Below are 20,691 nucleotides of genomic sequence, written 5' to 3'. Positions count from 1 at the left end.
ATTCTCCAACAGCGGAAAGAATCCTGAAGGCCTATTCCCAAATCACTCTGACGATCATCGAGTTAGCCGGGCAAATCTTTCACCATGTCACACCACTTTCACCGTTACAAGTAAGGATGTTGGAACTTCTTGGTCTGGGACCAGAAATCTATTCCGGCCTGGAGAGTAATTCCGGATAGTTTTTCAGTTTACGCGAATGGTGAGCAATTACATTTTGTATTGGCGGATTCAAAGGCAGGGATGAGAAAAGGGAGACGGGAGACAGGAAAAAGGAGGCAGGGGGAGACGGGAGAAAGGAGGCAGGAAAAAGCAAAAGGCACCGTAGAGACAACTATAGTCCCTGGCTGGTGAAGCGATACTCTTTTGAATTTATAATTGTCGATATATTGGTAAGTTAGAAGTATATGCTGGCTCAACTCAGCTGCTATGCACTATAATTTGCGGAATTGGCAATACCATCGCCCGTCGCTGGTCTGGTGGATGCTCATGGCGTTGTCCTTTACGTTTGGGCAGAGGCTTCTTCATGTGGATGGGTGGTGTCACGCTTCGCCAGCGCGGCAGCTGCTTTTTTATGGCCCATGGCAGCCGCTGTCTTCAGGTCTTCACGTGCCTTCTCTTTGTCCCCTGCTTTTGCGAATGCGAGGGCTCTTAAGTAAAAGACCCTCGCGCTTTCTTTGTATCTCAGTGACTGTGTAAAAGCTGCAGCCGCTGGCATGTACTCGCCCCTCCTGCAGTCTTCTCTCCCCTGTTCTTCCCAGTGCTTCTCTTTGTTCTGCGGTATCGGTTTCTCTTCCTGAGGAAGGTCGTGAGAACAAAAGCGGCAGAACTTTGCATCCGCCTTGATTGTCTCGGCGCAGAATGGGCATTTTTTTGTTTTTTCTGTTTCGTGCGGGTGGTCAATAGGGATAAAGACATCATCCTCTTTTGTGATCATGTAGACAATCACTGCAGGGAGAGTGATTACTGCCCATGCGATAATGAGACGGACAGCAAATGTCCAATTTCTGTGAGTCAGAGCGATCTTCTCTGCTTCACTGCCCACGGGGTGAAATATCCCGCTGATAGCAACCAGCCAAAAAACGGCGAAAAGGATCATGGTCCATGACCAGATGGCAGCAACGCTCTTTGATGCCCGGTTTATGAAGCCCGGAAAGGGGGCATCCCCTTCCTTTTCGAGATCTGCTGTCTCTTTTGCGATATGGGCAAGGGTTTTCCTTTTTACCAGGTAGATGATAAAGACCGGGAGCCATAGAGCAGTCACGCAAAGGCTCCACCCCAAAGGTCCCATATCAAAGATCCCTGTTGTCATCCCTTTCCTGACACCTGCTTTTTTGCAGTCATCATAGACCCATATAGCGCTGGCAATGGGGACAGCCCCCGCGATAACCATCGGCAAAGCGACAAACCCTAATAATGTAAAATCCATCTTCCAGTCTCTTAGTATTTTTTAACCTTCTCCATCACCCTTCCAAGGATTGACCATTCATTTTCCGTGATCTCTATCGGCCGTCCCCAGTCTCCATCCAGCGTCACCAGAAACCCTCTGCCCGCTTCTTGATAGTATTTCCGGAAAATGGGCTTTTGCCCGATGTGCCTGGCAAGGACGTAGTCTCCAGAGTCTGCCTGGTGGTCTGGGTCAATGGTGAGATAATCCCCTTCCCGAAACTCCGGTGCCATAAACGGCCCCACTACTTTGACTGAATACGGTCGTGGTCCCAGATCTGACGCAGAAAGTATCGTTTCGCCGTCTTTCCCCGGCTTATAATTTTCCCAAATGCTCATCCATTTCCCCGCCTCCGCATACGATATTACCGGGATTTCCCTAACTGGCAAGGGACCTCCGCAGATTGCAGCTGGCCTCTCACGTTTAACATCTGGATATGGTGTGCCTTCTCCGGTTGATAACCAGTCCAAGTCGCACTCAAAATAATTAGATAGCGCAATTAGTGTTTTTCGCCGAGGCATTTTAGTTTTTCCAGAGAGCCACTCTGATGTTCGAGCAGAACTCATTCCAAGGGACCTTGCAACCTCAGCAGGTGGTACCTTTTTTTTATCGATAAGAGCTTGTAATCGTTGATGAAACATGTATTTTACCCCCCTTCTTCCCCTACTATTCCTATTTATTTATTGACCTTGCGCTCTATTTACCCTATTTTAAACACCATCATGAATATAAAAAGAAATATAATAAAACAGTATTTGAAGGAAGCTGGAGCAACCCAAGCGGGGATTGCTCGTGAATTGGGTGTCCCCATCACAACCGTCAATCAGGTTGTGATGGGTAAGCGCCATACGCGCTATGTTCGTGAAGCTATCGCCAAATCCCGCAAACAGGCCGTATGAAGGGGTTTGGGGCAAAGATAGTTGACATACCATTTTTGATTTTATACGGCGCTGGCCTGTTTATCAAGTGCCCTATAATTACAGATTACTAACAAAAATAGAGGGAAAAAAGAAGTGAAACAGAGCAAAACGAAACGCAAACGGGATTACGAGGTGATGGAAGAGGTGCTTAACCGTAGCGACGCCGTAGAACTGGCCCGGAGCCTTGACGTATCCCCTCAGTTTATTCGGGCATGGTGCAGACAACCTGAGAAGGAAAGCGACTTTGCAACTGGTCGCACTGGTTCACTTGGCAGGGTGTCAGCCTTAGTGAGTGACGAACAGTAGCGAGACAGGTGCTGCACGCAATAGAGGAGGCCATCAAGGGCCTTGAGATGCAGAGGCTGGCGCTCCCTGCCACTCTGCCAACGAGATCAAAAGCAAAGGCAGCTCACATGCCAAAGCCGTGAATGTTGCGGCAACAGCTGCCATCCCGAAGGAAAGAGAATGGATAAGAAAGAAATCAAAGCAGCGGTAGCCAGACGGCGTAAAGAAGAGCGCGTTGCCATGCCGCAGCCGAAAGCTCTAAAAGCTCGGGAAGCGCTGAGTCTCGATTTTATTGCTGCCTGTTATGACACCAACAACGTCGGAGAAGCGCGGCTTTATGTGGCGCTGAATCAATCCCGGCACAGATTTGACGTAAACGCAGGGCGGTGGTTCTTTTTTAAAGATCATTTCTGGGACGTTGACTATCTCGGGGCAGAAGCATTCTCTGCTATCGCCGGAGTGGTTGCAGAATTCGAACGGTATTACGAGGCTGTTCTGTTGCCGAAAATTGAATATCTGCAGGAGAAAGACCACCCGAAGCCTGCAGAAGTCCTGAATAAAGAATACAAAAACCGCATCAAAAGGCTGCTCTCTGCCGGTGGCCGTGCTGATGTTATCAATACAGTACTCAAAGAGACGGCGATCCACTGCACCAGTGATCAGTTTAACCAGAACGGATGGCTCCTCCCGGTAAACAACGGCGTGATTGACCTGCGCACCGGGCATATCAGAGATGGCCGCCCGGATGATTTCTGCTCTGTCCATGCTCCTGTTGACTGGGACGGGATTGATTCGCCAGCTCCGGTATGGGAAGCGTTCCTCTTTGATATCTTCGCCGGAAACCTTGACATGATCAACTACATCAAGCGGATCCTCGGCATGGCGATCGTTGGCCAGCAGCTCGAACCAGACTTCTTTTTGCTCTACGGCAAGCACGGTCGCAACGGCAAGACCACCCTGCTGGAGACCATCGCCAAAGTGCTCGGACCAGAACTAACCGGCGCGATCCCGGTAGAGTTTTTCCTTAGACAAAAATTCGGCGGTGGCCGTGCTGATCAGGCAACCCCGACCCTTGTATCAATGCAGGGTAAACGGATCGTCTGGGGAGTTGAGCCAGACGAAAACCGGGAATATGCTATCGGGCAACTAAAAGCAATTACTGGTGGAGACTCAATCACTGCCCGCCAGCTTCACGAAAAGAATATCACCTTCACCCCCAGTCTCACTCTCTTTCTCTTGTCGAACCACCTGCCACACGCCAGCGCAAATGACGGCGCGTTCTGGGAGAGGATGCGCCCCCTCGAACTGACCCTCTCTTTTGTGATTAGACAGAAGAAGATCGACGAGGACGGCAACGAGATTGAGCGGTCACTGCAGGAGTTCCAGTGGCACGCCGATACTTCATTGCGCGATAAGCTTGCAGCAGAGCATTCCGGCATCCTCGCCAGTCTTGTCCGCTATTGTCTGGACTGGCAGGACGCAGGGTCGACGTCACCACCGGCAAAGGTCATCAAGTTCCTGGATCAGTACCGGGCCAGCGAAGACATCCTGCAATCGTTCCTTGACGAAAATTGTTTTGTCGATATTGGCAACCCCAACTGCAGCTCCTCTTTGGGTGCACTGTATAAAAAATACAAAACGTGGTGGAAGAATAACAACCCATCCAAAGAACTATCAAAGAGACGCTTCTCTGCCTTGCTGGAAGACAAATTCGAAAAGTTTAAAAACTCAACTATTTTCTTTCGCGGAGTGACACTCGATGACGGGAAAATGATTGGAGACGCGTATGAACAGCAATAAACTCCCGTACTTCCGTAACCTCCCGCGTTCCTCCCTTGCAAAATATATAGCTACTTCAATGACTTAACCATATCCACAGGAAAATTGGAGAACTGGAGAAAGAAACACATATATCCCGCGTCACGCGCGAAGGGAGAAGATAGAGGAAGGGTAAAAGCTTTTTTTTTTGCAAAGGCGAAGTTATAGCCAGTAGTGTCCGGTTAAGATTTTGCGTGTAGAAAAAAGAAAGGCTCATGTTGTGTTTCAGGGTCTTATTTAACCAGCACTTCAACCAGCGAGTGAAGCAAGGTTTTCCCGCGCTTGCCAACATTATGAACAAACTCGAAGAAACCAAGGTATAAAGGGAGCTTCTCTTGTGAGAAACCCCGGTGTGGGCGCAGCAGGGACCAGAAGCCTTCCATTGTATTTACATGGACTTCATGGAAACCATCTCCATCCTCGTCCCTGGCATACTCACCAGCTCCGTGGTTCACGCTTTTATGGCTGTAACCCCATTCCTCCAGCCGGAAATAGATACTGTATTCATCGGTGTAAACCAAAGTTCCAGGTAACACAGTGGATTTTATCAATGGCTTGATGGTTACCTGGCGGACATTGGCAAGCATCTGAATCACGACCTGCCCAGTTCGTTGGATCATACCGAAAATGGGTGGTCATCTTTTGAACATCGGTACGATCCAACTCCAGTTCGGCGGAGATCTGTTTGTTAGAGAGGTTTAAACCCATGAAATAGAGGCACAATATCCAGACCTTAAGAGGTTGATGATGCCCGACAAAGATAGTACCGGTCAGATCGTCAAAGCGTTTACCACATTCTTTACACTCATAGCGTTGTCTGGCAGGTTCCTTGTCGTCACAACCTCTTTTGATAACTTTCTTCGAAGTACAAAACGGACACTCGCGGCCTTCAGGCCAGCGTAACTCACGCACAGTAGCGTAACATTGGACATTATCCATCAGGGTCTGTATGTTTACCTTCATGGTGCTGGCCTCTTTTCAGTAGTTGGTAAAAGGAAAGCGTTATTTTACCAAATCACGACCCCGAAACGCAAAATGAGCCTAACTATATTTTGAGGATTAGATTATGGATGAGAATAAGCCCGTAATAATACCTTTTGGTAAGTACAAAGGGAAGCCGATTGAAATTCTAATGCAGGATGAACAATACGCTAACTGGTTGAAAGATCAGTCTTGGTTTCGGGAGAAGTTCAGTAATCATTATACTCTAATTGTGAATAACTTTAGTACCGAACCTGTAGATACAGCGGACCACAATGCAATGCAAGTTAAGTATATTAGTGCTGATTACAGGATGAAGGTTGCCTATGCTGTTATGGGTGATACGTTATTCAAGTACAACCAGAGTCACATTGATGAAATGTTGCCAGAATTACTGAAAGAGTTTGAGGGTGATGTAAGGTCACATCAAACATTACAAAAAAAGTTGACAACGTTAAATGGTCTGAGTTTTGCGTATATATCTGGCGTAAAGTTTGAGCATAAAGGTGTTGATGTTGTTTATAAAGTTGAATATGGTTACGGGAAAATTGGCTCGAATGGACATGAAAATTATAAGGTAAAACAAGCAGTTGAAACACTATGGAAGTGTAATACCTACCGGACATTCCGTATAGAATTAAAACCAACAATCGGTGATGACTTCCCTCAAGTGTTACGACAGGTAAAAGCCAATGGATCTAATGTAATCATATTAAAAGAATATACTGGAACGGGGGCTACGTATGATGAGTTTAAAAAGTTCTTTGAATCACAGGGGCTTATAGTATTAAAACAGTCTGAAGTTGAAGCTATAGCAACACCTGAGTTTGATAAAGTGATATCTATGGAGAAATATTTTTAAGTTTCTCTGTCTTCTGTAGAAAGCTAGCAGTTCCGGGATATAAATGGCTTAATATACTGAAATCATTACTAAAGACTAAGAAAAGTTGTAAATATTCGGGTTGATTTTTACCTGAAGAATATACGGGACACACATTATTTTATGGCTCATGTTGTGTTTCAGGGTCTTATTTAACCAGCACTTCAACCAGCGAGTGAAGCAAGGTTTTCCCGCGCTTGCCAACATTATGAGCAAACTCGAAGAAACCAGGGTAGAAAGGGAGCTTCTCTTGTGAGATCCCCCGGTGTGGGCGCAGCAGAGACCAGAAGCCTTCCATTGTATTTACATGGACTTCATGGAAACCATCTCCATCCTCGTCCCTGGCATATTCACCAGCTCCGTGGTTCACGCTTTTATGGCTGTAACCCCATTCCTCCAGCCGGAAATAGATACTGTACTCATCGGTGTAAACCAAAGTTCCAGGTAACACAGTGGATTTTATCAATGGCTTGATGGTTACCTGGCGGATATTGGCAAGCATCTGAATCACGACTTGCCCAGTGCGTTGGATCATACCGAAAATGGGTGGTTTTTCTTTTTCCAATGTACTGCGGCCACGAGCACCCTTTAGGCGATTACGGCGACCTTTACGCCCCTTCTTACTCACGGCTTCAGGATTCCCTTTGTGCTCCGCCACAATATAGACCTCATCGAACTCTACTTCACCTTCAAGGGTCACTTGAGGCTTTTTTTTATCACACCCTCACGAAGCTGAGTGGTCATCTTTTGAACATCGGTACGATTCAACTCCAGTTCGGCGGAGATCTGTTTGTTAGAGAGGTTTAAGCCCGTAAAATAGAGGCACAATATCCAGACCTTAAGAGGTTGATGATGCCCGGCAAAGATAGTGCCGGTCAGATCATCAAAGTGTTTACCACATTCTTTACACTCATAGCGTTGTCTGGCAGGTTCCTTGTCGTCATAACCTCTTTTGATAACTTTCTTCGAAGTACAAAACGGACACTCGCGGCCTTCAGGCCAGCGTAACTCACGCACAGTGGCGTAACATTGGACATTCATCCATCAGGGTCTGTATGTTTACTGTCACCGTGTAGACAAGGCATGCCTTGTCTCTACAACACCATTGCTGGAATCACTGTTGTGCCGATTTTTCACCAATGATGTGTAATGCCATCGTTATCACCATTGAGATCAATTTTACATCCTGTCTCCCGTCTCCTTTCTCCCGTCTCCCTTCTCCCGTCTCCCTTCTCCCCCCATAAAAACAAAAATGGCGGTGGAAATTAAATTTCCACCGCCATTTTATCTCTATATTATGGTCGGGAAGAGAGGATTTGAACCTCCGACCCCTGCGTCCCGAACGCAGTGCTCTACCAGACTGAGCCACTCCCCGACATTGGAGCTGAAAAACGAAAAATCACACTACACCTTCTCAACAAAAAGAGCAATATATTCCCGGCTCTTTTCTCGTTTTTCAACTCAATTATATTCAGTGTACCGCTGACAGACGACTTTCAAACTGATCACGGGTGAAACGATAGTTCTGCGTACCGTTGCACTCCACGGCGAAAGAACCGCAGACACTGCCCTGCAGTGCGCTCTCGTGCAGGGATTTTCCTTCCAGAAGACCGCTCACCAGACCCGCACGATACGCATCTCCCGCACCCGTAGGATCAATCACCGTCTCTGGTTTGCAGGGAGGGACCTCTATCAAACCACCCTCCCGTTTAAAGAGTTCCGAGCCCTCTTCACTGCGAGTCACGATGGTATTCTCCGCCAGCTTGACCATCTCCTCTTTTGCCAGCCCGGTCTTATCCAGGATCAGGTTACACTCATACTTGTTGACGATGAGCAGTTTCGCTCTTGAGATCACTTTTATCAGCTGATCTTTGGGCAATACCGGCAGGTTCTGGCCCGGATCAAAGATATACTCGATTCCCCGCTTGAGACACTCTGCGGGGTAGGTCAGCATATCATGAAGATTACCAGGAGAAACCAGCACAATTGCACTGTCAGTGCCGATGGAATCAAAATCAAGTCCGGAGCTTTGTTTCATGGCACCGGGATTGAAGATGGTAAACTGGTTTTTGTTTTTATCGTTGGTGATGTAACACCCCGCCGTCAGCTCCGACTCATCAATAACAATCATATCCCTGCTGATGCCGTTGGCGTCAAGCCAGCCGGTGTAGCGAAAGTGATCACGGCCAAGGGTGGCACTGAGGAGCGGATCCTCCCCCATCAGTTTCAATCCGAAGGCAATATTGCCCGCCGTACCTCCAAAATCTTCCGTCGCCCCGTCCACCATAAAGCTGACGCTGATCTGATCAAGCTGATCCGGCAGCAGGTGATTTTGGAAGAGGTCGGGAAAATTCATGGTGCGGTCGTAGGCCATGGAACCGGAGAGGATTATCTTTTTCATATCTGCAGATCCTTAGAAGTTACACAGGAACGGCCTGTCCCTCACAGGACAGGCCGCGTGAAAAGCATGCGGGGGAAAATCAGCCCTTGAGGGCCAGGATTTTTTTCTTAATATCCTCTACCGCGAGACCCTGCCAGGGAAGCTGTTCGGCAATGCCGCCGCGCCCGGGTTTTGAGGTTCCCATAGAGGCGTATTTCGGAGCCAGCCCGTGTTCCAGCAACCAGGTGCCGTAACGCGAGGCAAGACCGGTTTTTGTATTCTGACTTTCAACCACGAGGGTAAAGGGGCTGCTGCCCACTTTCTTCAGCATCTCCTCATCAATCACATTCAGGGTCGGCTTGTTAATCAGGCCGATATCGTGACCGTCGGCACGAAGCTGTTCCACCGCATCAAGACAGCGATAGACCATTTCACCGTAACTCACCACATAACCATCCTTTCCTTCCCGAACGATCTCATCTTTGCCGGGCTCAAAGGTATAGCCATCGCTGTACAGGTGCTGACCGTCGGCATCAAGCAGAGAAGGCGTCGCAGAGCGGGTGGAAAAGATGAAGCGCAGGCCCTCATCAGTGAAGACCCGTTTGAGAATCGCCCGCAGCTGGCCGACATCCGCCGGGAAGTAGAGACGTGTGTTATCGCCTTCTGCCAGCCCGTTGTCAGTAAAGAAGTTATTGATTCCAAAGTGGCAGGTATTGTCCGCCATGTCATCAATCCCCGAATGGGAGAAGTGCGCAATGACATTGGCATCGTTGAGACGTGCCATGGTAATTTCAGAGATCACCATTTCGATAAAGGCGGCAAAGGTCCCGAAAATCCCCACCCTTCCCTTCTCTGAACCAAACCCTGCGGCAACGCTGAAGTTGTTACGCTCCATGATTCCGCCATGCACATAACACTGCGGAAAAGCCTTGCCGATATGGTGCAGGCCGCAGGACCCCTCAAGATCTGAATCAACCACCAGAACCTTCTCTTCCGGTGTTTCCATCGTATCAAGGATTTCGCAGACCACCCGGCCGAAGTCGTCGCGAACCTTCGCCATCTCTTTGGTGCTGCCAAGATAAGAGGCTTTGGTCTTCTCCACCTTGACACTTTCCAACGCCTTGACCGCAGCATCGCAGCCTTTCGCCTTCAGGTATTTCAAAGCGAGATCTACGGCAATAACATCGTGCCCTTTGGGAGATCCCTCAATACCCTCCACCTCGGGTGCCATCAAACGACGGCTGACCACGGCGGCAGGCCCGCCGGAGATCAGCGTCTGCTGAATCCTGCGGTAGAGGCCGGCAAGGTCTTCACCTTCCCCGAAGCTGACTGACAGCCCGTGTCCCTCAAGAGTCTTGACCACGTCATAACCGTGCATGTACTCGGTGGGATGGCCGGAGATAGTAACGTCGTTATCATCAATAAAGAGCTTCACTTTCAGCTGGCGTGCCACCGCATAGCGGGCAGCTTCTGCGTCATCACCCTCCATCTGCGAACCGTCACTGCCAAACATGACCACAGTCTTGCTCTTATCAGCTTCGGCAACCCCGTTGACATAACTCCATAGATGTCCAAGACGTCCAGATGAGAAGAAAACGCCGTTTTCTTCATCGCGTTCGGGATGGCCATAGAATCCGTGATCAAACTCGCGATAATGCAGCAGAGATTCCGCCGGTTTGTACCCGTTGAGCACCGCCATGAGATACTGAATGGCAACGCGGTGTCCAGCCTCGTCAAAATAAACAGGATGAATGCTGTCAGAGCCCTTCATGAAGGCATCCACAATGAGCATCTCCGGGACAATATCGTAGGCCCCGCCGGTGTGACCGCCCAGGCCCTTCACGTTGGCAAGAGCTGTGAAAAAAATGACGGCATCACGAACGAGCTGGATATTTTCCTCAAGCGTTTTCCTGTTCGCCTCAGAGAGTTCAGGCTGGTTCAGATCAAATTTCAGTGGGGTAAAGGTGGACAGATCTATGGGGAAATCCATTGCGACTCCTTGTAGAGAGTAAAAGTTGTTGAATTATGGTGAAATCGATTATTTCTTTTTTGCTGCTGGAGACTGCGGCAGTATTAGATTCAGCACAAGGCCGAGTATTCCAGCAAGGCCAATTTTCTCAATGGCAAAGGCGCCGGCAGTAAATTTCATGCCGCCAATTCCGCAGACGAGAATGACAGAAACGATAATAAGGTTTCGTGCAATAGACAAGTCCAGTTGCGCTTTGATCAGGGTATTTATCCCAACAACCGTGATCATACCGAAGAGCAGTATCATGATTCCCCCCATTACCGGAGCAGGGATGGTGCCAAGAAGCGCCCCCACCTTGTCAACAAAACTGAGAAGAATTGCGGTAATGGCTGCCCAGGTCATGATCGCCGGATTAAAAGCACGGGTCAGTGCAACAGCCCCGGTCACCTCAGAATACGTGGTATTCGGGGGCCCGCCAAGCATGCAGGCGATGGAGGTCGCGATGCCGTCACCGAGCATTGTATTCTGAATGCCGGGATCCTCGACATAGTTTTTCCCGGTTACCGAACTGATGGCGAGGATATCACCAACATGCTCAATGGCCGGGGCAATGGCCACAGGCACAATAAAGAAAATAGCATCAAGACTCCACTCGGGAAAAACGAAATGGGGTATTGCCAGCCAGGGGCTCTCCTTCACCGCAGTAAAATCGATCAGTCGGGTCGACGTATAGTTGGCAAGATCTCCCGGTGCAAACCCCGCCTGCAGGGAGGCGGCAGTTCCAGTAAAGTCGAGGATCAAAGCTACAACATACCCGGCAACAATCCCACTGAAGATCGGTACCAGTCGAAACCAGCCTTTGCCGAGCAGTGCCACCAGGACAGTCGTGGCAAGAGCAACGCCCGCGATAATCATTGCCGTTGGCTCCGGCACCAGCCAGGCATCTCCACTGCCGGTGCGTCCCATGGCCATATGTACGGCGGTCGGAGCAAGCACCAGACCAATAACCATGATTACCGGCCCGGTCACCACCGGAGGAAGATAACGGTTGAGAAAACCAGGACCTGACCAGCGAATGAAGAAACTAAGTATTATATAAAAGACACCGGCGGCCACCAGCCCGCAGAGCGTGGCCGGTACGCCCCACTGCTGCACACCAAACATGATCGGTGCAATAAAGGCGAAAGAAGAGGCGAGAAAGATTGGCACCCTGCCTCGGGTGATCAGCTGAAAGACCAGCGTGCCGCAACCGGCGGTAAAAAGTGCTACATTGGTATTCAGGCCGGTGAGTAATGGCACCAGGACCAGTGCCCCGAAAGCAACAAAGAGCATCTGCCCGCCGAAAAAAGCATCACGCAGGCGAAAGTTGTAGGTCGTTGATGCAAAGGATTCGTCTGCCATATCGTCTCTCCTTATCGGGTGCCGAAGATCTTATCACCAGCGTCACCGAGTCCCGGCAGAATGTAGCCGTGTTCGTTGAGCCGCTCGTCCACTGCCGCCACATATATTTCCACATCGGGATGGGCCTCGGATACGCGTTTGATTCCCTCGGGGGCGGCGACAAGAAAGAGTCCTTTAATCTTTTTACAGCCTGCGGCCTTCAGGCTCTCGATAGTGGCAAGCAGCGTACCGCCGGTGGCCAGCATGGGATCAAGAATCATCGCCATCCGCTCTCCAATCTCACTGGCATATTTGATATAATACTCCACCGGCTGCAGGGTTTCCTCATTGCGGTAAAAACCAACCACACTCACCTTTGCCGAAGGAATCATGTCGATAACACCGTCCATCATTCCCAGACCGGCACGAAGGATAGGCACGATGGTCACTTTTTTACCTTTGATCATTTCCACCTGCACATCTCCGGCCCAGCCCTGGATAGTCACCGTTTCAGTAGGCAAATCTTTGGTGGCTTCATAGGTGAGCAGGCGAGCCAGCTCCGAGGCGAGGTCACGAAAATCTTTGGTGGAGACATCATGCTGCCGCATAAGGCCAAGTTTATGTTTGATCAGCGGGTGATTTACGACATGAACGGACATGGGATTCTCCCTCGAATAAAAGTTCGCAGACAGATGCAGTGCCTGCGTAAGAATGAGCCTTGTAAAGACTCAAGATAAAAACAGAATACTATATAATACCAATCACATTTTTTACTGACCAGAGAACGCAACTGCGCAGACATCTTTTTTTGGCGATTACGAATGGATAAACAGGATGTAAAATTGATCGCAATGTAGAAACGTCCGTTGTGCTGGAGACGCCAAAATTGGTCGTCTCTACGGATATCTTTTGCTTTTTCCTGTCTCCCGTCTCCTTTCTCCCTTTTCCCGTCCCTGCCTTTGAATCTGCCAATATTTGAATCCGCCAATACAAAATGTAAATGGTATAACTTCTCCTCACACCAGAACCTGTTTCCGGCGCAGCAGCGGAACCAGCTCTACCGCAAGAATGCAACAAAAAATCAACACTGCACCACAAAACTGCACCGGCACCATCCGCTCGCCAAGAAAAATCATTCCCCCCAGTGCTGCAAAAACGGATTCCGAACTGAGAATAATTGCGGCGTCCGCAGCGGGGGACCAGCGCTGAGCAACCACCTGTAGAGTAAAGGCAATTCCCACCGACATGATCCCCATCCAGGCGATACCCTTCCACGCCCCGCCAAATGCGGCAATCGAAGGTTGTTCCACAATGCAACCAACCAGCAGACCGATTATGCCACAGACAAAGAACTGCACCAGCGCCAGTACCAGCGGGGCACCGGTACGCTGTGCTACATGTCCCACCAGCAGGACATGCCCCGCCCAGAAGAAGGCGGAGGCGATAACCCACAGATCACCAGGGGCAAAACCGTCAAGTTGATGACCTCCGCTGAGCAGCCACGTTCCGCAAAGACACCCCACAGCGGCGGGCCAGATGAAGAGATGCACCCGCCGCCGAAAAAACAGCATTCCGAGCAGAGGCACCATTGGGACATAGAGCCCGGTAAGGAAGCCGGAATTGGTTACCGTAGTACGAAGGATACCGTATTGCTGCAGACCGGCCGCAGTCATCAGCACACAACCTGTGAGCGCCATCCACAGCCAGTCACTCTGCCGCAACGGCTGCGTTGCAGTCATTTTACGGAGCTGGCGCAGGGCAAGGGGGGCGACAACGAAAGCACCGAGCAAAAAACGCGAGCCGGTGAAGGTGATACTTCCGAGCTCTCCGGTCGCAATGTGCTGCACTACGAAACTACTGCCCCAGATAAGGGCGGTAAGGAGAAGAACAGCATTAGCCTGCAGACGGGTCATAAAAAATCCGGATAGAATTGAAGTTACGAAGAAATAACAGCGCTAATATACCCACCACTCCATATTTTTCAACTCTCAAACAAGACAGAGGAGGCCGTATCCTGCTTTACAAAGCAGGATACGGCTATTAAAATCGGTGATTAATTCCAATTCCGAACCATCACCCGAACTTCAGAGGGCGCATTTTGCTCAAACTTTTTCTTGCCACCTATGCAGCGCTCTGGCGTATCGCTCTGCCGTTTCTGCACCGCAAACCACGCCTTGCCGACGGCTGGGAGGAGCGCACCCTCACCCGGACAGCGGGTCGCGATTTCGATCTCTGGATCCAGTCAGCCTCCGGCGGCGAATCGCTGCTCAGCCAGATGGTGCTCACCAGCATCGCTGAACAGCTTGCGGGAAGCGATAAAAAACTTCGTATCCTCGCCACCGCCACCACCCGTGAGGGCATCAACACCCTGCGCAAGACCCCGGCGGCGGATAATATCGACCTCACAGTCGCCTTCTTCCCCTTCGACGCCCCGGCCATTATAACCCGCGCCTTCAACGCCTTCCGCCCACGTCTTGCCGTCCTCATTGAAACCGAGCTCTGGCCCGCCTGGCTCATCACCGCCCGGTGCATGAAGGTGCCGGTCCTGCTTGTCAACGGCCGCATGTCCGACAAGAGCTGCCGATCCTACCGCCGCCTGCGCCGTTTCTTCACCGCCTTTGGTCCCGGCCGGGTGCTGGCAATGTCAGAAGAGGATGCGGCCCATTTCCGCTCCATTCTGCCGCCGGAACGGGTACAGACAGTCCCGAACCTCAAGTTTGACCGCATGGATTTCAGCAACAGCACTCCGCCCTTCTCCTTCCAGTCGCCGGAGAACTCACCCTTCATCGTCCTCGGCTCAGTGCGTGCAGAAGAGGAGGAGCAGATCGCCCGCTGTCTGGATATCCTCTGCAAGGCCCGGCCTGATGTCACCATTGCCCTTTTTCCCAAACACCCCGGCCGCGCCCCGGCCCTCACCGAGATGCTTGCCACCCGAAGGTTACCCGCCCGACTGCGCTCCTCCCTCAAAGAGACATGCGCTCCCGGCACGATAATCGTCTGGGACAGCTTCGGCGACCTTGCCGCCGCCTGGTCCCGGGCCGATGCAGCTTTTGTCGGCGGATCACTCTGCGACTGGGGCGGTCATAATTTTCTTGAACCCCTGGCCTTCGGCGTGCGGCCGGTAATTGGTCTCAACTGGAAAAATTTCGCCTGGATCGGCCGCGAAGTGATATCCTGCGGCCTCGTCAGTGAAGTGGAGGAGGAACAACAGCTCGCCCGGACCCTGCTGGAAAGACTCTCCACCCCTGACGACCGCGACGAAGTACGCCACCGCATCGAAAATCTTTTCGCTGGAAAACGCGGCGGTACCGCCGTCACCTGCACCGAGATTCTCGCTGCGCTTAACGCCAAACCGTAAAAGGAGTTCCCATGAGTTCCCTGCCACCAAGCTACGCCATTATCCCCGCCCGCTACCAGTCCAGTCGATTTCCAGGCAAGCCGCTGGTGAACATCCTCGGTAAACCAATGTTTCAGTGGGTCTATGAACGGGCGATAAGCTGTCGTTCCCTCAAGAGTGTGTGGCTCGCCACCGATGACGAGCGCATCTTCACTGCCGCCGAAGAACGCGGCGTGCCCGTAGTGATGACTGCCGTCGACCACCCGAGCGGCTCCGACCGCATCATGGAAGCGGCAACAAAGCTGAAGCTGGAAGAGGAGGCAGTGGTGGTCAATATACAGGGAGACGAACCGGCGCTGGCCCCGGAAATGGTAGCCAGCCTTATTGAACCCTTTCGCGATTCGCAGGTGGAGGTCACCACCCTCGCACGGGTAATCGACGCTGAGCAGGCAGAAAACCCGGATCGGGTGAAAGTGGTCCGTGCTGTGAACGGCAACGCGCTCTACTTCTCCCGCGCCAGGATTCCCCATGTCCGCGACCCGAAAAAGAAAGCCGCCGACTACCTGCTGCACATCGGTCTCTACGCCTACCGCCTGCCCGTCCTGCGCAGATTCACCAATCTGCCTCCCAGTCCCCTTGAAGAACTGGAGAAACTGGAGCAGCTCCGCCTCCTTGAGGCCGGGGTAAAGGTACATGTAGTAATGACCGACTATCAGGGCTTTGGCGTAGACCGCCCCGACGATGTGGCAATGATCGCCGCACAAATGAAGGGACTCTGAAGGTTCAGCTGGAAATGATCTCTTCCGTTCGATACCCCTGAGCATAAAGCAATGCGGTAAGATCGCCGTAGAGGATGGAGTTTTCAACCTGTCGGCGCAAAAACTCTTTGGGATGAAACCCGACCCCGAGCCCCGCCGCACGCAGCATCTCAAGATCGTTGGCACCGTCACCAATGGCGAGGATATCGCCACGCTGCAGGCCATACTGCTGCTGATACTGGTGGAGAAATTCCAGTTTGGCCTCACGGCCGAGAATCGGTTCGTGTACCTCGCCGGTGAGCACTCCGTCCTTAATAATAAGGGTGTTGCCGTGATGGTATTGCATCCCAAGCTTCTCTGCCACCGCTCCGGTGAAACAGGTGAAGCCGCCGGAGACCAGTACTGTTGCCGCGCCGTCTGCCACCATGGTGGCCACCAGTTCGCGCGCTCCAACAACCCACGGCAGGTGCTGCAGATGCTCACCGATCGCGCTCTCCGGCAATCCCCTGAGCATATCGATGCGGGTACGCAAGGCCTCGTGAAAGTCCAGCTCACCGGCCATGCTCCGAGCGGTGATAGCAGCAATTTTATCCTTCAGCCCGATGCTGGCTGAGAGCTCGTCGAGGGTTTCCTCGGCCACGAGGGTAGCGTCCATATCGCTGATCAACAGCTTTTTGCGCCGGGGTGCATCACCATCCTGGAGAAAGTGATCAATCCGACAGGGAGCGAGCAGCGCTGCGAGCGCCGCCCGGTCAAGCTCCTTTTCTCCGGCGAGGTGCATTTCCACCGCCTTCTGCGGTGCCAGCCACTCCACCCGGATGCAGTCAACAAGGGCCCTCACCTGCTGCAGCAGGTCGGGCTGAAGCGGTTGATCAGAGGCGACAAGAGTCAGTATCTTCATATTTTTCCTGTTCAAAGCAGCTTCATTCGTTTGAAAATAAGAAGTTGCACCACCACGAACCCAACGAGAAAGAGGCAGAAAGAGAGAAAGCCCATCCCACTTCCGGCGAGGGGAATCCCCCCGACATTGATACCGAAGAGCCCGGTGAAAAAACTCAGCGGCAGGAAGATGGTGGCTGCAATGGTAAGGGTATACATTCTCCCGTTCAGCTGGTCGGCGTCGAGGTTCTGCAGATCTTCCTGTACCACCCGCACCCGCTCAGAGGAGAAGAGGAGGTCGTCAAGGAAACGGTTATACTGGTCAATATTCTCCATAATCAGGGTCTTGTCCCTTCTCTTCAGCCACTTCGGCGGGGCACTCACAAGGTGGTTCAGCGCCTCGCACTGGGGAGTAAGGTAGCGCTTCAGGCGCAGGGCAAAACGGCGCAGGTCAGTGAGCTGTTTGCGGGTCTCCGTGATATCATCCGGTTCGATCTTCTCCTCAAGGTCCTCAAGACTGTCTTCGAGGTCATCCATGGTTAACTCGGTATTGTCGGCGAGATAGTTGACGAGGATGGAAAGGAATTGTGATGCCGTCCGCGGCCCCTTCCCCGCCTCGAGACTCTTCTCAATATCATTGAAGGATTTGATGCTCTGATCTCGAGAGGTAAGAATCACCTGTTCTTCCACCCACATTTTGATAGCGATCATATCTTCCGGATCTTTGCTCTCGTTGTGGTTTACCGCCCGCAGGGACAAAAGAAGTCCCTCCTCGAACAGCAGACTGCGAGGTCTCGACTCGTCATAAGAAAGGTGTTCTACCACCACCGAATCAAACCGCTCCGAGTGATTGAGCCACTCTTCGACCTCCTCCCTGAGAGCGTTAAAACGCAGCCACACCATCCCGCTGCGCTCCCTGAGTAATTTTTCCGCTTCGGCCATCTCTATTCTTTTTCCGCCACCGTTGCCATCAAGCTGGACGGCAACAAATGTTTCCAGTGTCATTGCTCAATGTCCTCCTTTTTTACTTTAACTTCTACCGGAGAATTGTTGCGAATATGAACATCGCTCTGCGGAAAGGGAATTTCAATATTGTTTTTACGAAAAAGATTGTCAATCTCGAAGTGCAAAAAACTTTGCACTTCGCGGATATCACCGATATTGCGCAGGTAGCAATGAAGGTCGAAGTTGAGAGAACTGTCACCGAACTCCGCAAAATAGACCCGCGGCCGCATGGCATGCCACTCCTCTTTACGAATAACCAGATTGCAGGCGGCTGCAGCCTCATAGAGAAGTTTCTCCACCAGACGAACATCTGAACCGTAGGCTACTCCCACGAAAGTCTTCACCCGGCCACGTGAATCAAGAAACATCATGTTGGTCACCGAAGAAGAGATCAACTCAGAATTCGGCACAATAACATCGGCGTAATCGAATGTCTGAATGATCGTGGAGCGGATACTGATTTTCTTGACAGTACCCTCCGTACTCCCCGCCTTCACCCAGTCCCCCTTTTTAATCGGCTGCTCAAACATCAGGATCAGGCCGGAGATAAAGTTGTTCACTACGTTCTGCAGGCCGAAACCGATACCAACAGACAACGCTCCGAGAACCATGCTCAGTCCGGTGAGTTTAAACCCGGCGATACTCAGCGACACAAGGATCAATGCACCGATTGCCAGATACCCCGAAAGGGTGAGCATCGTGTCCCGTGAGTTATTGGAGATATTAGACTGCCGCAACCAGAATTTATCGAGAATACGACGCAGATAGTGGATCAGAGACCAGCCGATGAGCATTGTCAATACCGCCACCATCAAACGTAACGGGGAAACAAGCAGGTTTCCGATATGAAAACCTTCAGTAAAGAGCAACTGAAACTGGTTGGACTCCTCGGCCGCGCCATCCCAGATGGTCGAAATCAGCCAGGGAAAACTGAGGTACAGTAACAGCTTCAAGCCGAACTTCACCAGTGCTCCACTATTTCCGTCAGCATTCTCCACGGGGAGAACATTCTCCTTCTCGTCGTGAAACAACACATCAAGAATTCTGCTGGAGTATTTCGAGGTAACAGCAGAAAAGAGGTCAATTCCGTCATTGATGAAAAGCACAAAGGCGAAGAGCACCATCGTTTGCCACATTCCCCTGAACAGCCAGGTGACAAGGTTGCGGTACCCCAGTCCCTCCATGACAATCAGCACGATGGAACTCAGCAGTATAAGCAGCCACAGGATTCGGCAGATGATTGAGTCCGGATAATTATGGCGCAGGCTGCGGAGGGTCAACACGAGAAAAAGCAGGGAGAAAAAGAGCACACAAAAACGCCACAATATCAGAAGCTGCAAATCAAAGATAAATCCCGGGATATTGGAAAAAGTAAGCACATCAAGGGCAGTAAAGAAACTGAAGAAAAACCAGAAAAGTGCGATCTGCTCCGGCCTGATCTTCTCGCTTTCGCCAGTTTTCGAAATCACCAGCCGGTAGAGCACCGCCCGGACACAGAGAGGTGCCGCCGTCCAATAAAAAAGAAAGATGCAGAGCCAGCAGGCGGCAATGGAAATAAAATTGGCAGAAGGATTGATATAACTCACCAGCACCGCTCCGGCAAAAAGTCCGACGAACAGATTGAAAAAAAGACTCTTACACAGCAGGAACCTGTCAAGGTAATAAAAGAGGTTGTCCTTTTCGACAAATGACATAAGAAAAGAACGTAATTTAGGCAAACCTCGCAGGAACTCGAGTAGAAGGACCAGCAACGCCGGAAGCAGGTCAAAAAAATTGGGGGTCAGGATATCCAGTTCCTGGCTGGTCACCCGTTTCGGCCAGGAAAAATACGTCCGCCACTTTTCCACATCAAATTTTGCCGTTACCCCCATGGCAACAGAGCCGATGTCATCCCCCTTATAGACAAGATTGTGGCTGGCCCGCTTTTTACGCGCGATCTCCAGGGTCTTCAGCGCGTTTTCACAGGAAAGAAGAAGCAGTTTATAGTTGCCCACCTGCTGCTCCAGTATCAACTTCTTCTGATGTAAATCAATATCCGCCCCGGCCCCTTTTTTTTGTTGACTGCTCCCGGAAACAGCTGCAGGAGGTAATTGGGAGACGACGCCTTCGCTTCTGGAAGAAATATCAACAAGCACGCTGGTGAGCTGACCCAATTCACCCTCCAGCGCATCCAGTTCTGTCTGCGTAGAGGTCTGCAGTTCCAGAATCTGCGTGCGTTTGTTCGTTATTTCTTCAAGGTCTGTGCTGGCATCAAGTCCAGCCATAATCTTATCCACCTTCACCTGCCTGCGTGCGATTTCAGCAGCAATGCTGGGAGAAGAAACAGCTTTTCCGGCAAAAACAGGGGGCGGAGAAAAAGAGGAGGACAGCAATAAAATGAGGATAAGAAGTATTCGAGTCATGACAAAAGAGGGGTAAAAGGAGTAAAAAGAACAGAGTGAAAAGGATCTCGGGGAGATTATAGCCTGGTTTCCACTTCTGTCGAGAAAGAAAGGGGGGAAGGAAAAATAGAGCCGTTTCTACGGGAAAAAAAACGATATCTCTAACACTTTCCAAACACTATTCTGACAACACCTGTACAATTAAAGCGTATTCTCTCCTGCATGCATGAAGGGAGCACAGGCAGCCCTCTTCAAAAGATGAGGTGTTCCACTT

The 20,691-nt window shown here is 51.0% G+C and carries 16 protein-coding genes, 1 tRNA gene and 2 pseudogenes; 6 read left to right on the top strand and 13 right to left on the bottom strand.

Going from position 1 to position 20,691, the window contains the following annotated elements; genetic code table 11:
- Positions 1–499: 499 nt before the first annotated feature.
- Positions 500–1,426 (bottom strand): hypothetical protein, encoded by a 927-nt coding sequence (locus tag JWG39_RS13760; RefSeq protein ID WP_205219997.1) that lies wholly within the window; start codon positions 1,424–1,426, stop codon positions 500–502.
- 11 nt (positions 1,427–1,437) lie between these two features.
- Positions 1,438–2,085: a LexA family protein gene (locus JWG39_RS13755; RefSeq protein ID WP_205219996.1), complete on the bottom strand. Its 648-nt coding sequence runs from the start codon at positions 2,083–2,085 to the stop codon at positions 1,438–1,440.
- On the opposite strand from JWG39_RS13755, the gene JWG39_RS13750 reads away from it, so the two are divergent.
- The 3 genes from JWG39_RS13750 to JWG39_RS13740 all read left to right on the top strand — a co-directional run bounded on the left by JWG39_RS13750 (position 2,077) and on the right by JWG39_RS13740 (position 4,449).
- A complete protein-coding gene (locus JWG39_RS13750) occupies positions 2,077–2,343 on the top strand; it encodes a helix-turn-helix domain-containing protein (protein ID WP_205219995.1) in 267 nt (88 codons plus the stop codon). The two genes, JWG39_RS13755 and JWG39_RS13750, sit on opposite strands and share 9 nt — an antisense overlap.
- Positions 2,344–2,457: 114 nt before the next feature.
- The gene (locus JWG39_RS13745) at positions 2,458–2,670 is read left to right on the top strand and encodes a hypothetical protein (RefSeq protein WP_205219994.1); all 213 of its coding nucleotides are present in this window, start codon (positions 2,458–2,460) and stop codon (positions 2,668–2,670) included.
- A gap of 159 nt (positions 2,671–2,829) precedes the next feature.
- Entirely contained in the window at positions 2,830–4,449 is a 1,620-nt protein-coding gene (locus tag JWG39_RS13740) for a DNA primase family protein (RefSeq protein ID WP_205219993.1), read from the top strand.
- Between the two features lie 251 nt (positions 4,450–4,700).
- Here JWG39_RS13740 and JWG39_RS17175 read toward each other — a convergent pair.
- A pseudogene (locus tag JWG39_RS17175) lies at positions 4,701–5,430 on the bottom strand (transposase).
- A 103-nt stretch (positions 5,431–5,533) separates the two neighbouring features.
- Here JWG39_RS17175 and JWG39_RS13725 point away from each other — a divergent pair.
- The gene (locus JWG39_RS13725) at positions 5,534–6,310 is read left to right on the top strand and encodes a hypothetical protein (RefSeq protein ID WP_205219990.1); all 777 of its coding nucleotides are present in this window, start codon (positions 5,534–5,536) and stop codon (positions 6,308–6,310) included.
- Between the two features lie 166 nt (positions 6,311–6,476).
- On the opposite strand, the pseudogene JWG39_RS17445 reads toward JWG39_RS13725, so the two are convergent.
- The 7 genes and pseudogenes from JWG39_RS17445 to JWG39_RS13685 all read right to left on the bottom strand — a co-directional run bounded on the left by JWG39_RS17445 (position 6,477) and on the right by JWG39_RS13685 (position 13,970).
- Positions 6,477–7,373: pseudogene (locus JWG39_RS17445) on the bottom strand (IS1595 family transposase).
- Positions 7,374–7,626: 253 nt separating this feature from the next.
- Positions 7,627–7,703: transfer RNA gene (locus JWG39_RS13710), tRNA-Pro, on the bottom strand.
- Positions 7,704–7,799: 96 nt separating this feature from the next.
- Positions 7,800–8,729 (bottom strand): carbohydrate kinase family protein, encoded by a 930-nt coding sequence (locus JWG39_RS13705; protein WP_205219987.1) that lies wholly within the window; start codon positions 8,727–8,729, stop codon positions 7,800–7,802.
- Positions 8,730–8,808: 79 nt separating this feature from the next.
- Positions 8,809–10,698: a transketolase C-terminal domain-containing protein gene (locus tag JWG39_RS13700; protein ID WP_205219986.1), complete on the bottom strand. Its 1,890-nt coding sequence runs from the start codon at positions 10,696–10,698 to the stop codon at positions 8,809–8,811.
- Positions 10,699–10,746: 48 nt separating this feature from the next.
- Positions 10,747–12,078: a uracil-xanthine permease family protein gene (locus JWG39_RS13695; protein ID WP_205219985.1), complete on the bottom strand. Its 1,332-nt coding sequence runs from the start codon at positions 12,076–12,078 to the stop codon at positions 10,747–10,749.
- An 11-nt stretch (positions 12,079–12,089) separates the two neighbouring features.
- The gene (gene upp / locus JWG39_RS13690) at positions 12,090–12,716 is read right to left on the bottom strand and encodes a uracil phosphoribosyltransferase (protein ID WP_205219984.1); all 627 of its coding nucleotides are present in this window, start codon (positions 12,714–12,716) and stop codon (positions 12,090–12,092) included.
- A 357-nt stretch (positions 12,717–13,073) separates the two neighbouring features.
- Positions 13,074–13,970, bottom strand: a complete 897-nt coding sequence (locus JWG39_RS13685) for a DMT family transporter (RefSeq protein ID WP_205219983.1) — start codon at positions 13,968–13,970, stop codon at positions 13,074–13,076.
- A gap of 185 nt (positions 13,971–14,155) precedes the next feature.
- On the opposite strand from JWG39_RS13685, the gene JWG39_RS13680 reads away from it, so the two are divergent.
- Together JWG39_RS13680 and kdsB are read left to right on the top strand one after the other, a co-directional pair.
- Positions 14,156–15,415, top strand: coding sequence for a 3-deoxy-D-manno-octulosonic acid transferase (locus tag JWG39_RS13680; RefSeq protein WP_205219982.1), 1,260 nt, complete (start codon positions 14,156–14,158; stop codon positions 15,413–15,415).
- An 11-nt stretch (positions 15,416–15,426) separates the two neighbouring features.
- Positions 15,427–16,173, top strand: coding sequence for a 3-deoxy-manno-octulosonate cytidylyltransferase (gene kdsB, locus JWG39_RS13675; RefSeq protein ID WP_205219981.1), 747 nt, complete (start codon positions 15,427–15,429; stop codon positions 16,171–16,173).
- A 4-nt stretch (positions 16,174–16,177) separates the two neighbouring features.
- Here kdsB and serB read toward each other — a convergent pair whose 3' ends face one another.
- The 3 genes from serB to JWG39_RS13660 are packed head-to-tail and all read right to left on the bottom strand — an operon-like array spanning position 16,178 to position 20,438.
- Positions 16,178–17,053: a phosphoserine phosphatase SerB gene (serB, locus tag JWG39_RS13670; protein WP_205219980.1), complete on the bottom strand. Its 876-nt coding sequence runs from the start codon at positions 17,051–17,053 to the stop codon at positions 16,178–16,180.
- Between the two features lie 11 nt (positions 17,054–17,064).
- Positions 17,065–18,036, bottom strand: coding sequence for a zinc transporter ZntB (locus JWG39_RS13665; RefSeq protein WP_205219979.1), 972 nt, complete (start codon positions 18,034–18,036; stop codon positions 17,065–17,067).
- Positions 18,033–20,438 carry a mechanosensitive ion channel family protein gene (locus JWG39_RS13660; protein ID WP_205219978.1) on the bottom strand — a complete coding sequence of 802 codons (2,406 nt, stop codon included), beginning with the start codon at positions 20,436–20,438 and terminating at the stop codon, positions 18,033–18,035. The genes JWG39_RS13665 and JWG39_RS13660 overlap by 4 nt, the downstream gene beginning before the upstream one ends.
- Between the last annotated feature and the right edge of the window lie 253 nt (positions 20,439–20,691).

Origin of the sequence: Desulforhopalus vacuolatus (genome assembly GCF_016918505.1) — a bacterium.
GTDB lineage: Bacteria > Desulfobacterota > Desulfobulbia > Desulfobulbales > Desulfocapsaceae > Desulforhopalus > Desulforhopalus vacuolatus.
This window is presented reverse-complemented; position numbering and strand designations above follow the sequence as displayed.

Bases quoted from the DNA above. Each gene is read 5' to 3' on its own strand.
- JWG39_RS13665 (WP_205219979.1), bottom strand. From the start codon at position 18,036: ATGACACTGGAAACATTTGTTGCCGTCCAGCTTGATGGCAACGGTGGC.
- JWG39_RS13705 (WP_205219987.1), bottom strand. From the start codon at position 8,729: ATGAAAAAGATAATCCTCTCCGGTTCCATGGCCTACGACCGCACCATG.
- JWG39_RS13740 (WP_205219993.1), top strand. From the start codon at position 2,830: ATGGATAAGAAAGAAATCAAAGCAGCGGTAGCCAGACGGCGTAAAGAA.
- serB (WP_205219980.1), bottom strand. From the start codon at position 17,053: ATGAAGATACTGACTCTTGTCGCCTCTGATCAACCGCTTCAGCCCGAC.
- JWG39_RS13660 (WP_205219978.1), bottom strand. From the start codon at position 20,438: ATGACTCGAATACTTCTTATCCTCATTTTATTGCTGTCCTCCTCTTTT.
- JWG39_RS13685 (WP_205219983.1), bottom strand. From the start codon at position 13,970: ATGACCCGTCTGCAGGCTAATGCTGTTCTTCTCCTTACCGCCCTTATC.
- kdsB (WP_205219981.1), top strand. From the start codon at position 15,427: ATGAGTTCCCTGCCACCAAGCTACGCCATTATCCCCGCCCGCTACCAG.
- JWG39_RS13725 (WP_205219990.1), top strand. From the start codon at position 5,534: ATGGATGAGAATAAGCCCGTAATAATACCTTTTGGTAAGTACAAAGGG.
- JWG39_RS13750 (WP_205219995.1), top strand. From the start codon at position 2,077: ATGAAACATGTATTTTACCCCCCTTCTTCCCCTACTATTCCTATTTAT.
- JWG39_RS13695 (WP_205219985.1), bottom strand. From the start codon at position 12,078: ATGGCAGACGAATCCTTTGCATCAACGACCTACAACTTTCGCCTGCGT.
- JWG39_RS13760 (WP_205219997.1), bottom strand. From the start codon at position 1,426: ATGGATTTTACATTATTAGGGTTTGTCGCTTTGCCGATGGTTATCGCG.
- JWG39_RS13700 (WP_205219986.1), bottom strand. From the start codon at position 10,698: ATGGATTTCCCCATAGATCTGTCCACCTTTACCCCACTGAAATTTGAT.
- JWG39_RS13755 (WP_205219996.1), bottom strand. From the start codon at position 2,085: ATGTTTCATCAACGATTACAAGCTCTTATCGATAAAAAAAAGGTACCA.
- upp (WP_205219984.1), bottom strand. From the start codon at position 12,716: ATGTCCGTTCATGTCGTAAATCACCCGCTGATCAAACATAAACTTGGC.